Here is a 14,225-nt window from a genome sequence, read left to right on the forward strand (position 1 = left end):
TTCCAATAGTTAGGCTTTAACCACCTTCACTGCACATTTCTTGAAGTCCGTTTCTTTCGAAATTGGATCGGTCGCATCAAGCGTGAGTTTGTTGGTCAACTGCCCGGCGTCAAAGAAAGGCATATACACCAAGCCTTGCGGAACCCGGTTACGCCCGCGAGTTTCCACATGGGTGAGTACCTCACCACGGCGGGAAACAATTTTCACAGCATCGCCCCGGCGTAGCCCGCGCTCTTTGGCATCGAGCGGGTGCATGTAGAGCACTGCATCCGGGAAGGAGCGGTATAGCTCCGGCACACGGCGGGTCATCGAACCGGTATGCCAGTGCTCCAGTACCCGTCCAGTAGACAGCCACAGGTCATACTCATTATCCGGTGATTCTGCTGGCGGCTCGTACGGCAGCGCGAAAATCACCGCTTTTTTGTCCGGCTTGCCGTAGAAAGCGAACTCTTCGCCTTTCTTCACATACGGGTCATAGCCTTCGGAGTAACGCCATACCGTTTCCTTGCCATCAACCACAGGCCAACGCAAACCACGGGACTGGTGGTACATATCAAACGGTGCCAAATCGTGGGCATGACCGCGACCGAAATAGGCGTATTCTTCGAACAAACCTTTCTGAACATAGAAGCCAAAGTGACGGGATTCGTCGTTGAGCTGGTCGGCGGCGATTTCATCCAAGCTGTATTTATCGGCCTTGCCGTTTTTGAACAGCACCTCAAACAGCGTTTTGCCTTTGAGCTCAGATTTCTTGGCTATCAATTCCTGCGGCCACACTTCCTCGACCTTGAAGCGCTTGGAGAATTCCATCAGCTGCCACAAGTCCGACTTCGCCTCGCCCGGCGCACTGATCTGCTGGTGCCAGAACTGGGTGCGGCGTTCGGCGTTACCGTATGCCCCTTCTTTTTCCACCCACATTGCGGTTGGCAAGATCAAGTCCGATGCCATGGCCGTAACGGTTGGGTAAGGATCAGAAGTCACGATGAAGTTAGCGGGATCACGGTAGCCAGGCAGGCGCTCCTCGTTGATATTCGGCCCGGCCTGCATGTTGTTGTTACACATCACCCAGTAGGCATTGAGCTGGCGATCTTTGAGCATTCGGTCTTGCAAAATCGCGTGGTAACCCGGCTTCGGTGGGATCGTGCCTTCTGGGATATTCCAGTGGGTTTCACACATTTCACGGTGCTTCGGATTCATCACCACCATGTCGGCTGGCAAGCGGTGGGCAAAGGTGCCGACCTCACGCGCCGTACCGCAGGCTGATGGCTGGCCAGTCAGCGAGAATGGGCCACAGCCCGGCTTGGAGATCTTACCGGTCAGCAAATGGATGTTATAAATCAGGTTATTGGCCCATACACCGCGGGTGTGCTGGTTGAAGCCCATGGTCCAGTAGGACACCACCTTGGTTTCCGGGTTGGCGTACATTTCGGCCAACGCGTTAAGCTGGTCGACCGGTACCCCTGTCAGCTCCGAGGTGTATTCCGCGGTATAGGTCGAGACAAACTTGGCGTAATCGTCGAAACTCATCGGCGTCGAATCACCGCTACCCGGGTTCTTGGCTGCTTTTTCCAATGGATGGGTTGGGCGCAAACCATAACCGATATCCGTCACACCCTTGCGGATGTTGACATGCTTGTCCATGAAGTCCGTGTTGACCTTGTCATTGGCGATTATGTAATGGGCAACAAAGTTGAGGATAGCCAGATCGGTCTGCGGCTTGAAAATGATTGGGTTGTCAGCCAACTCATAGCTGCGGTGGGTAAAGGTCGACAGTACTGCAACTTTCACCTTGTCAGATGACAGACGGCGGTCGGTCAGGCGGGTCCAGAGAATTGGGTGCATCTCAGCCATGTTAGATCCCCAAAGCACGAAGGCATCGGCATGTTCGAGATCGTCATAGCTACCCATAGGCTCGTCCATACCGAAGGTACGGCCAAACCCAACGACCGCTGACGCCATACAGTGGCGGGCGTTCGGGTCAATATTGTTGGAGCGGAAACCCGCCTTGTACAATTTCGCCGCGGCATAGCCTTCCCAGACTGTCCACTGGCCAGAGCCGAACATGCCAACGGCAGAAGGACCTTTGTCTTTCAGTGCCTGCTTGAACTTGTCAGCCATCACATCGAAGGCTTCATCCCAGCTGACCGGGGTGAACTCACCTTCCTTGTGATACTGGCCGTCTCTCTTTCGCAATAACGGTTGGGTCAGGCGATCTTCCCCATACATGATCTTAGGCAAGAAGTAGCCTTTGATACAGTTAAGGCCCCTGTTTACCGGTGCATCCGGGTCTCCCTGTGATGCCACCACTCGACCATTCTTGGTACCCACCAGCACACTGCAGCCCGTACCACAGAAGCGGCATGGGGCCTTGTCCCACTTCACTTCCTGATCGCCATCCGCGGCATTGGCCACCGAGACTGGTATGGTTAACCCTGCTGCACTGGCGGCAGCAATGGCTGCATTGGCCTTTAAGAAACTACGTCTAGTAACTGTCATGTTACGCTTCCTTTAGCTCAGATTGTTCTTCCATTTGGTGGTAAACCAGTGTGGTATCGAGTACCCCGGGCAACTGCTTGATGTAGTCAAAACGACCAACAATGTCGTTTTTTTGCTCGCCCTCAAGCACGACAACCAATTTCCCTGATTCACCAAAAATCGGCACCTCTGCCCCCGGTAAGCTCTCTATGGTCTTTTTTATTGATTCAAGCTGCTCAGCCACGACGTAAACAATCAAGCTGCAGACATGGAACTCACTCACAACAAAGCCCCCCTTTAAGGCACACCACCGAATCCTTCCCAAATCAAAAAGTGCAAAAAAATACACTTAATAATTTAGTGGTTATTGATTAATTTATGCCTAATACGGATAGGTTGGATACCCACAAAGGGGTATTGGAGGGATTGGTTGTTTTAGATCAAAAAATCGACAACACCGAGCTCACATTAATGTAAATCAGGATGTTACTAGCCTCAGAGAAGAGGCCGTGAAGTGAATTTCACCAAGGCGATAGCCTTAACGGCATCACAAGCTGCTGCACCACCCGGCAAGGTAAGCGGCTAGTTTTGCCACTTCTTTTTCCACTGGCATTGCATGCCCCATCGGGCTGAAGAACACAGGCTCTACCCCGTAAAATACCGCCGTGGCCTCCACTTGAGATGCAGGTACCAGTTTGTCTTCCTGAGCCCCGACGACAGTGACAGGAACACTCAATGATAACCTGTCATCAATAGGATGAGGCTCTAAGAACAACCGCAGATCTTCAGCCTTGAGCTCTGAAAGCAGCATCCCCAGCTGCTGCTCATTGGGTTTGCAGGCAAACAATGCATCTATCAAGACGTTGCGATAATAGGGGTTAAGCAACGCCATATTCGGCATAACCATTACCTGTCCTAAGACCAAAGATAAAACAGGGTTATCAAGCCACATTGCTTGATTCAACTGACTAAAGCCTTGCGGGGGAACCGATGCCATCAATACCATACCCGCTAATTTCGGCTTTATCTCTTCACGCAGGCAGACATGCTGGGTAATCAAACCTCCGAGAGAGTACCCGGCCACCACTACGGGCTTTTTCTCCTGTTGGTATACAAACTCAATAAAAGTCGCTACATCATCAATATGATCATCAAAAGGCCGGGATGATGGCTTTACGGAATGTGAACCATGGCCACGGAGAGTCAGGGAATAAGTAGTCAAACCCAGCGAGTCAAAATAAGGCATCATGTGATGGGTAAATAGCTGGCCACTGCTAAGGATACCGTGAATAAAAACAACGGGAGGAAGGGAACTTGCTTGCTGACTAACCTCTTGCTGACAATTTGAAAAATAATATTCAAACTCTCTATCAGAATATTTAACGCTCTGGATTTTCATAATTCACCTTCCTACCTGTCCCTACTCATATTCTAAGTTGATGGCAAATAATTTAATTGTACTAACATAACAATTTCAATAATTAAAAATATCTCCCCAAGGACCAATTACATTAATATCAACACCTTAGTAAAACAACAGTCTACGACCTTGGTAAAATGGCCGATAACAACAGTCGTTACCGGATTACATTCACAATCACATACTTTTTATTTGTGTTAAATGGAATGTGTATTTATCACCACCTAAAAATACTGCCCTCTTTCACAGGGTAAAATCACGATTAAGCGTAAGGCGATGGCATTATTAACTCCCTTTGCTTGAGCCGATTGTAACTCAGGTGTCAGAAGCACAGGCGCTCACATCATACTGACCAAACTGAGCCTGCCAGCAATATATTTTCGCCTCCAGTCCAAATACACTGCGTTTATTTGTGATTATTGATTTATGCTTAATTTGACTGGGCAAGAGACCTAACGGGGGATGATATATGAGCCATGAGGAAAATCACCGCTCCAACCGAGTTGGCTGGCTACGGGCTGCTGTTCTGGGTGCCAATGATGGTATCGTCTCCACCTCCAGTCTGATTATTGGCGTTGCCGCAGCCAATACCACTCAAGATAGTATCCTTCTTGCAGGTATTGCCGGTTTAGTGGCTGGTGCGATGTCGATGGCAGCTGGCGAATATGTATCGGTGAGCTCTCAGCTAGACACTATTGAGGCAGACCTCGCTATTGAGAAACAAGCATTGGAGCAAGATTACGAAGACGAGATCGATGAACTTGCCCTAATTTATGAGCAACGAGGACTCGAACCCATACTGGCCCGTCAAGTGGCCGAACAACTGATGGAGCATGACGCCCTCGGAGCCCATGCCCGAGATGAGATAGGATTATCTGATACTCACGGTGCAAACCCCATACAGGCAGCCATGTTTTCAGCCACCACCTTTACAATAGGCGCCTCTCTCCCTTTACTCGTGGCATGGGTTGTACCATTAGCTTTACTGATCATGTTAGTCGCTGTTTTCTCCCTGCTCTTCTTAGCTTTTCTCGGTGCCATCGCCGCCCGAGCCGGCGGAGCCTCAATGAGAACAGGCGCAATACGAGTCACTTTCTGGGGAGCCCTGGCCATGGTGCTGACAGCCGTGGTCGGTCAAGTCTTTGGGGTTGTTGCCTGATCAGTAAAAACCTTTCTTTGCGAGGAATCCACCACAGTTTTCAGCAACAAGACGACCATTACATTCAAACTGTTTTTCATCCCTCATTGCGACCAAGGTGAATCGCTTTTTCGTTCATACGCGGTAAAAGTACATTTTTCAGCATCGACGCCCACTATTATGACTATACCACCAGCGTACTATTTACTATTGCTTTGGATGATTATCACTTCAGGACAAGTGATAGGTGCAGTATCAGAATTAAAAGCTAAATCATTAACTTTGACCACCTGGAATCTCAATTGGCTCGCTGAAGACAAGCCTAGAGGAAAACCGCGCTCAAGCATCCCGTTAAGAAAGCCCAGCGACTATCAGGCCATGGCAGAAATCATCAATGCTATTTCACCGGATGTAATGGCCTTTCAGGAAGTCGCTAACCGTCTGTCGATAAGCAAAGTCATTCCTCTGAGCAAGTATCAGATCGAGTTCTCGAATAGGAAAGATACAAACAATGACGAGATCTGGCCGCAGTTTGTCGGCTTTGCGATTCGAAAAGGAATTGAGTATCGGCGCCATCCTGACCTCCAACAGCTGGATGTGTGGAATAACCAATACCTGCGTTATGGTGTCGATATTTCTCTTTTTCAACAAGGAAAACCGTCCCTAAGACTATTAGCCGTGCACCTCAAAAGCGGGTGTTACAGTAACCGTCACCGCAACAAGAACTGTACTGTTTTAAAAAAGCAATTTGAGGTACTCAAAAACTGGATAGCCAAACGGCAAGAACAACAACAGTCCTTTATTATTTTGGGGGATTTTAACCGCCGATTGGCAAACAAAGGGGATAACTTTTGGAAAAAACTCACCGCTGGACTGTCACCGGATCCGATACTGGCCACCAAAGGGATAACAAGCCAATGCCGCTCGCAGGCCTATAACAAGCGCAAACGGACATGGGAGGAGAGGCAATATCCCGGATTTATCGATCACTTTATTATCGATAGCCGAATACATAATAAGAACACCACCGAGGTACCCTTATCTGAACACCTTTATACCGAACAACAGCTGAAGCAGTATCAGCTCAGTGACCATTGCCCGCTGTCAATCATGCTGAAACTGTAGGCCCCTTGCAGGTAAGGACACCAAACCCTAATCGCCGCGCGGTTTACCTTTCCCCTGATTCACATCCCTCACGTGGATATCCAATTGCGGGAAGGCGATCTCAATACCGTTCTCTTTGAACAAACTGTCAATGCTCTTGTTGATCAGGTGGATAGTCGATAAGCGATGCTCTATTGCGGTAATGTAAACCCGCAATTCGAAGTCTAAACTACTGGCACCGAAAGCGAGAAAATATACCGAAGGCGGGGGCTCTTTGAGGACCAGCGGATGGGTAGTCGCGGCCTGGTAAAGGAGCTGCTCGACGCGCTCGATATCAGAGCCGTAGGCAACACCAATCGGGATAACGATACGGGTAATAGGATCGGTCAGGGACCAGTTAATCAGCTTTTCGGTAATGAAAACCTTGTTGGGCACAACGATTTCCTTGTTATCCCAGTCTATGATCGTGGTCGCCCGAGTTTTGATTTTACTCACTGTTCCCGATAATTCATTGATGGTGACAATATCACCAATACGGATAGGCCGTTCAAACAAGATGATCAAGCCCGAAATAAAATTGGCAAAAATCTCCTGCAGGCCAAACCCCAAACCGACCCCAAACGCTGCGACCAACCACTGGAGTTTCGACCACTGAAAACCGATAAGCGAACAAGCAGTAAACACCCCGACTAGCATCAGCAAGTAACGGATCACCGTCGTTGTGGCATAGCCCATACCCGGGGATAGATCCAACCTGCGCAGTACCAGCAGCTCCAAAATACCGGGGAGATTCTTCACCGCAATAAAAGTAACCAGTAGAGTAATAAGCGCATACAACAGCGACTGCAGCGTGATGTCCACCATCACCACCCCGGTTTCCCCCACTTCACTTACCTGCCAGACGACCTTGTGGGATAGCCAACTGGTCATCTCAAGAGCACTCGACCACAAGGTCAGCAAAGCCAGAATAAATCCAAGCAGGGATAGCCCTCTCAGCAAGGTGAGCGATTGCTCACTGACCTGCTCTACATCCAAACTGCTCTCTTCTACTTCCGGCATCACTTCCCGCAGTTCAGCCAGCTCCGGAGGCTCACCCGCCTGCTCTTGCTGATGGGCCAGCAATTCCTCTCGCTTTTCCAGCAGGCGCTGATAGTTCAGCTGACGATGTTCCAGCTTGAGCCACCGCTCTCCCATCTGATAGGCCAGCAAAACCCCAAGCATCAAAAACAGAGTCAACTGCTGATAGTTGAGCAATACCCAGGAAGCCAGGTAGAGCCCCATAACAGACATCAATATTATGACGAAAAAAGAGCCGATGACTAAACCGCGGATCAGCATCAGCGGTACCCCCTGATGCAGGGGGGACGGCAACACCATAGGTAAACGTTCGCGCTTGAATAAAAAAGTATAGATATAGGCCATACAACCGACCAACAGCAAAAACAGTACCCGTGACGCCTCGGCTTCCTTCTCGCCAGACACCAACTCTGTGCAATACAAGGCAAGCAGAATAACAATCAACGGCCAGCGCAACCGTCGGCTTTCACGATGAAGGTAGCTACAGATTTCCGAGGGCCAGTTGAGGTGCAAATCCAACACCCCATCCTCGGCGGTTAATCCATGGATCAGCTCCAACACAAATAAACCACATGCGCTGGCGGAGATCAGGGAGGGAAGATCACCCGAAGTCGGTAATGGCCACAACCAATAAATTCCAAGGGCCGTCAAGCCGTACCACAACGGCCAAATGACGGCCCGGAACACAGCTAAGAAAAACAAACTCAAGGTATAGCGAAATTTATCTCTCAGCGGATGGCCGAAGAGGCTTTTGTAGTCCATCCTGTACTGATCGCTGAGCCGGGTTAGTCTTGACCGCAAGAGGGTAAACAACAGCGTGTAGGCTGCAATGGAAAACGCCAGCGCCAGTTGCTGCTGCTGGGTTGTCCTTTCGAACAACACTTTGAGGGGGGTATGGGCACCAAACCACACATTCATTTCAAACCGTGTCAGGTTTTTCCACAGCGGCAGGTTGCTGCGTATCCATAATTGCTGCTCGCGGAGAAAAATCCGAGCATTATTCACCTCGTTTTTGTATTGAAGAGTAGCAGCCTGCAGGCGGCTAAGCTCACTGATCAGCTTGTCATACTCTTGTTTAAGCCGAGCCAAAAGCTCTTGGTGTAGCTTCTTGAGCTTTAATGCAACCTTCGAGTCAGCCTCCTGAATAATCGTACTGCTACCATCCTGATCACCAAAAGCGGTATCGGTGCGAAGTTGGCTGATCTCATATTTTCGGATATGGGCATTGGCAATTCGATCAGGAATGGCACTGACGGAAACGCGACTTGGCAAGCGCTGTAATTGTGCCCTGATAGAAGCGCCGAACGCAGTACTCTCTCTCAGCCAGTCCAAATTATTCTTGATGAGTACTTGTTCATCATTAAGGCTTTGCCTTTCGGCTTGAATACGGTGAATCTCAATACGCGCATCATCCACATTGAGCAGAACTCGCTCTAGCTCTTTCGCAAGATCCAAAACTGTGGCTGCTTGCACCTGCAGTGTTTTGATGCTTTCCTCTAGCACCCCCGGGGAATTATGAAGCTCTGAATTGATCTGCGCAGCTTTGGTTATCATAGCCCTAGCCGAACCCTGCTCTATCTCGGTCAAACGTCTTTGCAGCAGGGTCTGTAAGGGCGTTGCCAAGTCTATTTTCTTTGCCAGTAACTCCTGCTCTAGCTGCAGCAGTTCACTGCGCTCATCCAAGGTCTGCTGCGCCAACAGTTTTTGCTCCTTTTCCTGCTGGAGAGTCGCAACATTGGCCTGAGCCAACCATGATTGCAGCTTATCTGCACTTTCACTGACAGTTAGCGACGCCTGTTCCAGCTGGGTATTGAGGTTGACGATTTCATTGGGTAATGAAACCCTGGAATCATTGAGTCTCTTCCGTTGTTCAGCATTGTCCTTGCTCGCGGTTTGCCATTCACTGAGCGAAGCTCGCAGCCTTGCCAGCGCTTGCGATAAATCCTCGTAGGTTTCCAGTTGCTCTGTTTGAAAGACGGGAAGTTGTTCGGCCTCATTGATCTTCTGGCGAAGAAGGCCTCTCCGGTGCGGAAACTGGGTAACGAGAGCACGTAGCTTGGCTTGCTCTTGTGCCAAGGCGTTCTGATCACTCAAGCTTTGAGCCAAGCTTTGATACTGGCGGAGTAGGTTCTCATCTTTGGGGTTATCGTTGCTAAGGCGCTCAATTTCACTATTAACAAAATCGATATCCGGCAGTGTTTCCGCACTGACTCGCATTGTCAGTAACAGCGATAGTCCAAGGTAACAAATGTACTTTCTAACCAAGCACCACACCCACACAGCCTCCAATGACACAGCCAATATTAAAGTGTAGAAGTTTAGGCTTACTGGGAGGTTATCAAGATTAATACGCTATAAACTACCCCGCAGGTTAAACAGCAAACGTCATCCTGCACCTGCGACTATACTCTCGTGCAGCATGGGCTGCTTTGTTAGGACATATTTCAACTAAGACGTGTTTCCACCATCAAAGCGCTCGCACAGCACTAAACTTAAGGGAAACCTATCGCAACAACGAGGAGCAACGTCATGAGCTATGAGCACATTTTAGTCGCGGTTGATTTATCTCAATCCAGTCAGGAAGTGATTGAAAAAGCAGTTTCGTTGGCTAGAAGTGCGAAATGCAAGCTTTCTTTTGCTCACGTCAATGTTGATAGAGTTGCTTTGACGCCAAAAGAACAGCATACACTGGAAGAAGAATTGCAAACCCTGGCAGAGCAATGTGGCTATCCAATCACTGACACCTTCGTCGTCATTGGCGATCTCCACATAAAGCTCTCTGGCATAGTGAAAAAAAAGAACATTGATTTAGTCGTATGCGGACATCATCATAAATTATTCAGCCGCATTTTTTCATCCATTCCCAAGTTAGCAAACGCCGTTGAAGCTGACTTATTGGTCGTATACCTCAACCAATAACCACAAAACGCCTTACAATACGAGATGTTTTCTTTTAGATTATCAATAGCAGGCCTAAGCCAAAGTTTGGTACTTTTGTTGTTCCATCACGCTGTAAGGACACACTGTGGATATTCTTTCTCACCTTCATGCCCACCGCTCTATTCGCCAATATTCCGAACAACCAGTAAGTGACGATGTTTTACAACAGATCCTCCAAGCAGGGATCAGGGCGTCATCTTCCGGCAACATGCAGTCATATTCAATTATCGTGACCAAAGACAAGGGCCGCCGCGAAGCCCTGTTTGAGCCGCACATGCAGCAAAATATGGTGGTTGATGCCCCTGTACTGCTGACTTTTTGCGCTGACTTCAGAAGGATGAAAAAATGGCTGGCGATCAATGATGCCCAGCCTAACTTTGATAACTTCATGAGTTTTATGATCGCCGCCATTGACGCAACATTGGTATCGCAAAATGTTGCCATTGCTGCCGAAGCCAAGGGGCTTGGGCTCTGCTACATGGGATCAACGTTGGCTAATTGCGATAAAATTGGTGAGATTCTGGAACTGCCACCAGGAGTCGTGCCCGTGGTAGGCTATTCACTGGGTTATGCTGATGAAGCACCAGACATCAGGGACCGTCTTCCTTTAGATGGCTTGATTCACAACGAAACCTACCATGACCACAGTGATGAAGAGATTAAAGCTATCTACCACCAGCGCGAGACTGATGGCTGGAATCGGTATATGTCATACCCCGAGCTAAAAGCGAAAATCGAAGCATCAGATGTGAAAAACTTGGCGCAGATCTATACCAGTTTGAAATACACCCGTGAATCACACATTGGTTTTTCTGAAACCGTGCTTCACTACCTCGAAAAACAAGGTTTTATGAACCATACGAAATAAATTGCTCTTTCATTTAAGAAAACCATAAAAAAGACGCTTGTTAAAAATATAACAAGCGTCTCCACCTGTAATTTCTGGCCTATTTAGAAGTGGAAGACCAATTGGGCAGAGGCGCCATAGTTGTCGCCTTCGCCATACATGGCAGCGATGTCTAGACCGAATTTGCCAAATGGTTTCAAGCCTATCCCTGCGGTTATGACATCATCGGCATAGTCAGTCATACTGTGGATATAACCCAAGCGCAATTGCGCCAAACGCCAAGCATCTGCTTCAAAGCCGATACGGGCAAACTGGGTTTTATACGATTTTTCTTTGAATGGTTGCTTGCTGTTCAAGTCAACATCTGCAGCAACAGTAAACCGCGGGTGGTTATACGCAAACGCTGCAGTATATTGAGCCTTCACTTCATAAGTCGCCTGAGTGCCATTGCTAATATTGGTTTTCAGCGACTGGGAAAACACGTTCTGCGCGCTCAAGCCCAACATTACATTTCGGCTTAATGCGTAGGCGGCACCCAAATCGGCGTTAAATGCGGACTTATCGACATAGTCGGCACTGAAGTCAAAGTCATCATCGTCGAAGGAGTCGATATTATCTTGGTAATTGTAAGTCAATATTTGTTGGAACTTCGGCGATATACCGAGGCTTAAGTCGCGATCAAGAAAGATAAACTCTTTTGCAAAAGTAAAGCCAATATCGACGGTTCCCCCTACCACCCCTTGGGCATTAGAGTTCACAATCTCCTTGTTCTCTAAATCACTCTCATCGATATCCGTTGTTAAAATTGCAGTCACATTACTCGATACAAAGAAGTTAGTACTGACAACACGGTTAGGAATAGCGATCACCATACCAATATTGGCATCACCATCTATTCGATCATTATCGAGATCTAACAAGGCAGCACGCCATTGTTCTTCAAGATCAGGATTCGAGGCGAGCTGATCATTCAAATCTTGGAACGCATCGACCCGGTCATGTAGATCATCACCATCATAAACTCGCGCGCCTATGACCGGGAGGATCATCCCAAAACGGTCGTGGGTTTTGTTCTGGGTTGCTAGTGCCGGATTATGGAAGCTCGCAGTCAGGTAGTTGGCTGATGCAACCCCAGCACCGCCCATCCCTACACTTCGCGTGTCAGAAAGTGTGGTCGAAGCCGCCGCTGGGAGCGACAAAGAAACCATTGCGATCCCTGCCGCTGCTCTTATCACTGTCACCATGTTAGTCCCTGAAAGTTGTTATCTTTGTTCTTTTGAATATCGTGCAATTAAAACATGATGAGGGATACTGGGGCTAGTCACATTTTTGTTTCAATAGGAAAAATAGTGATGAGGGTAACATTAAAGCCGAGTATGCGTTACTCGGCTTTGTATAACAACAAGCTATCCAAATTAGACGCGATTTGGATGTTCTGATTACCCTTTTACGGCTCCTGCAGTTAGCCCCGAAACAATTTTACGCTGGAAAAACAACACCAATAAGATAAGTGGTACCGTTACAATCACCGAAGCTGCCATAATCGCTCCGAATGGTAATTCATGACGGCTCGCCCCAGATATCATCGCGATAGCGACAGGCACTGTCCTCATTTCATCACTAAGGATGAATGTAAGCGCAAAGAGAAACTCATTCCAGGCAGCAATAAAAGCCAGTAGACCGGTGCTCACCAGTGCCGGCCCCATAATCGGTAGGAAAATATGAGTCACCATCCGCCAGGTTGAGCAACCATCCATCCGAGCCGCGTCCTCCAGTTCGACGGGTATCTCTTTCATGAATGTCGTTAACACCCACACCGTAAATGGCAAGGTAAAAATCATGTATGACAGTATCAATGCCCATAGGTTGTTGTATAACCCCAACTGCTTGATTATACCGAATAAGCCAGATAAGACGACTACCTGAGGGAACATCGACACACTCAACACCGACATCAAGACAGCGGTTCGGCCTCTGAAGGTCACTCTTCCCAAAGCGTATGCTGCCGTTACCGACAAAAACAGTGAAAGTAAAACCACTGAAATTGCGACAAAAATAGAATTGGCAATATTCTTGATGAACGCACCATCATTCAATACGATCAAATAATTCGACCAATCAATATTGGGCAAGAACTCGATCTCAAACAATCCTGAGCCGGTTTTGAATGAGGAAACAACAGACCAATAAAACGGAAACAAAGTATAAATAACGACGACAAATACTAGGGCATAAAATGAAATATTCATCCATCGCCGTTGCGTTGAAATTTTCATTTACTCACTCCTTGAAGTCCGTGTTTTCGACAGATATAGATATACAACAGTCACGAGAGCCACGATAAAGAACAGCAAGGTTGATGCTGCAGAGCCATAGCCCATGTCTTGGAAGTCGACTAACTGTTTTCTTGCATAGACCGACATTGTCATGGTCGACTCACTACTGGATGTGAGGACATAAGCCAAGTCGAACATTCTCAAGGCATCAAGCAAACGAAAGACGACTGCCACAAGAATTGCCGGTTTGAGCAGCGGCAACGTGATGTAAACAAACCGGTGCCACGCCGACACATTGTCGACTTTTGCCGCTTCATAAACTTCTTTTGGTAGTAACTGCAGCCCTGCGAGGATTAGCAGTGTCATGAATGGGGTCGTTTTCCAAACATCGACAAAAATAATCGCACTCATAGACCAGTTAGGATCAGCGGTCCACGCAATCTTCTCGCTGATCACTCCCAAGGAAAGCAAAATATGATTCACAACCCCGAACTGATCATGAAACATCCATTCCCACATTCTCGCTGACACAATTGTTGGTATGGCCCAAGGAACCAAAACGACGGCTCTCATCAACCCTTTGGTTGGCATGTTGGCATTCAAAATCAGCGCAATACCCAAACCAAGCACAGTTTCCAAACTGACAGAGACAACAGCAAAATAAAGGGTATTCGAGACAGACTTCCACCAGCTTGGATCCGTAACCAGAAAATAGTAATTCTCCAAGCCGATAAATTGCGCCGATTCTGGCGAGGTTAATGAGGCATCAGTAAATGAAAAATAAAATGTTCGCAGCAATGGCCATAAAGCCACGCCACCTAGTACCACAAGCATAGGCAATAAGAATAGCCATGCCTCCCTTTGCTTGACTACTGCCAGCAGTGGCTTTTTCGTTTTCCTGTCTTCAAGGGAGACAGGCTCAAGCGATTGGTGCATCGTTGCCATAAC

Annotated in this window: 11 protein-coding genes; 4 read left to right on the forward strand and 7 right to left on the reverse strand. The window is 48.1% G+C overall.

What is annotated here, in order from left to right; translation table 11 throughout:
- Window positions 1-9: 9 nt before the first annotated feature.
- The 3 genes from napA to C9J03_RS23405 form a co-directional block, all read right to left on the reverse strand.
- Window positions 10-2,496, reverse strand: coding sequence for a nitrate reductase catalytic subunit NapA (gene napA, locus C9J03_RS23395; RefSeq protein ID WP_044621564.1), 2,487 nt, complete (start codon window positions 2,494-2,496; stop codon window positions 10-12).
- 1 nt (window position 2,497) lies between these two features.
- The gene (locus C9J03_RS23400; RefSeq protein ID WP_044621565.1) at window positions 2,498-2,758 is read right to left on the reverse strand and encodes a chaperone NapD; all 261 of its coding nucleotides are present in this window, start codon (window positions 2,756-2,758) and stop codon (window positions 2,498-2,500) included.
- A gap of 264 nt (window positions 2,759-3,022) precedes the next feature.
- Complete coding sequence (locus C9J03_RS23405; protein ID WP_044621566.1) at window positions 3,023-3,874, reverse strand: alpha/beta hydrolase; 852 nt, start codon at window positions 3,872-3,874, stop codon at window positions 3,023-3,025.
- Between the two features lie 490 nt (window positions 3,875-4,364).
- On the opposite strand from C9J03_RS23405, the gene C9J03_RS23410 reads away from it, so the two are divergent.
- Window positions 4,365-5,054 (forward strand): VIT1/CCC1 transporter family protein, encoded by a 690-nt coding sequence (locus C9J03_RS23410; protein ID WP_044621567.1) that lies wholly within the window; start codon window positions 4,365-4,367, stop codon window positions 5,052-5,054.
- A 198-nt stretch (window positions 5,055-5,252) separates the two neighbouring features.
- Window positions 5,253-6,158, forward strand: a complete 906-nt coding sequence (locus C9J03_RS23415; RefSeq protein WP_044621986.1) for an endonuclease/exonuclease/phosphatase family protein — start codon at window positions 5,253-5,255, stop codon at window positions 6,156-6,158.
- Between the two features lie 27 nt (window positions 6,159-6,185).
- Here C9J03_RS23415 and C9J03_RS23420 read toward each other — a convergent pair whose 3' ends face one another.
- On the reverse strand, window positions 6,186-9,479 hold the full coding sequence (locus tag C9J03_RS23420; RefSeq protein ID WP_231580601.1) for a mechanosensitive ion channel domain-containing protein: 3,294 nt from the start codon (window positions 9,477-9,479) through the stop codon (window positions 6,186-6,188).
- Window positions 9,480-9,743: 264 nt separating this feature from the next.
- Here C9J03_RS23420 and C9J03_RS23425 point away from each other — a divergent pair, with 264 nt between their 5' ends.
- Window positions 9,744-10,133 carry a universal stress protein gene (locus tag C9J03_RS23425; protein WP_044621569.1) on the forward strand — a complete coding sequence of 130 codons (390 nt, stop codon included), beginning with the start codon at window positions 9,744-9,746 and terminating at the stop codon, window positions 10,131-10,133.
- 106 nt (window positions 10,134-10,239) lie between these two features.
- Window positions 10,240-11,022: a nitroreductase family protein gene (locus C9J03_RS23430; protein ID WP_044621570.1), complete on the forward strand. Its 783-nt coding sequence runs from the start codon at window positions 10,240-10,242 to the stop codon at window positions 11,020-11,022.
- Between the two features lie 83 nt (window positions 11,023-11,105).
- Here the strand turns inward: C9J03_RS23430 and C9J03_RS23435 are convergent, their stop codons facing one another.
- The 3 genes from C9J03_RS23435 to C9J03_RS23445 form a co-directional block, all read right to left on the reverse strand.
- On the reverse strand, window positions 11,106-12,245 hold the full coding sequence (locus tag C9J03_RS23435; protein WP_082060513.1) for a conjugal transfer protein TraF: 1,140 nt from the start codon (window positions 12,243-12,245) through the stop codon (window positions 11,106-11,108).
- Between the two features lie 195 nt (window positions 12,246-12,440).
- Complete coding sequence (locus C9J03_RS23440) at window positions 12,441-13,277, reverse strand: carbohydrate ABC transporter permease (RefSeq protein WP_044621572.1); 837 nt, start codon at window positions 13,275-13,277, stop codon at window positions 12,441-12,443.
- Window positions 13,278-14,222 (reverse strand): carbohydrate ABC transporter permease, encoded by a 945-nt coding sequence (locus C9J03_RS23445; RefSeq protein ID WP_231580602.1) that lies wholly within the window; start codon window positions 14,220-14,222, stop codon window positions 13,278-13,280.
- Window positions 14,223-14,225: the final 3 nt, after the last annotated feature.

This window comes from Photobacterium gaetbulicola (genome assembly GCF_003025515.1).
GTDB classification, from domain to species: domain Bacteria; phylum Pseudomonadota; class Gammaproteobacteria; order Enterobacterales; family Vibrionaceae; genus Photobacterium; species Photobacterium gaetbulicola.

Excerpts from the sequence above, each read along its gene's own strand:
- napA (WP_044621564.1), bottom strand. The coding sequence starts at position 2,496 with ATGACAGTTACTAGACGTAGTTTCTTAAAGGCCAATGCAGCCATTGCT.
- C9J03_RS23405 (WP_044621566.1), bottom strand. The coding sequence starts at position 3,874 with ATGAAAATCCAGAGCGTTAAATATTCTGATAGAGAGTTTGAATATTAT.
- C9J03_RS23410 (WP_044621567.1), top strand. The coding sequence starts at position 4,365 with ATGAGCCATGAGGAAAATCACCGCTCCAACCGAGTTGGCTGGCTACGG.
- C9J03_RS23415 (WP_044621986.1), top strand. The coding sequence starts at position 5,253 with ATGATTATCACTTCAGGACAAGTGATAGGTGCAGTATCAGAATTAAAA.
- C9J03_RS23425 (WP_044621569.1), top strand. The coding sequence starts at position 9,744 with ATGAGCTATGAGCACATTTTAGTCGCGGTTGATTTATCTCAATCCAGT.
- C9J03_RS23435 (WP_082060513.1), bottom strand. The coding sequence starts at position 12,245 with ATGGTGACAGTGATAAGAGCAGCGGCAGGGATCGCAATGGTTTCTTTG.
- C9J03_RS23440 (WP_044621572.1), bottom strand. The coding sequence starts at position 13,277 with ATGAAAATTTCAACGCAACGGCGATGGATGAATATTTCATTTTATGCC.
- C9J03_RS23445 (WP_231580602.1), bottom strand. The coding sequence starts at position 14,222 with ATGGCAACGATGCACCAATCGCTTGAGCCTGTCTCCCTTGAAGACAGG.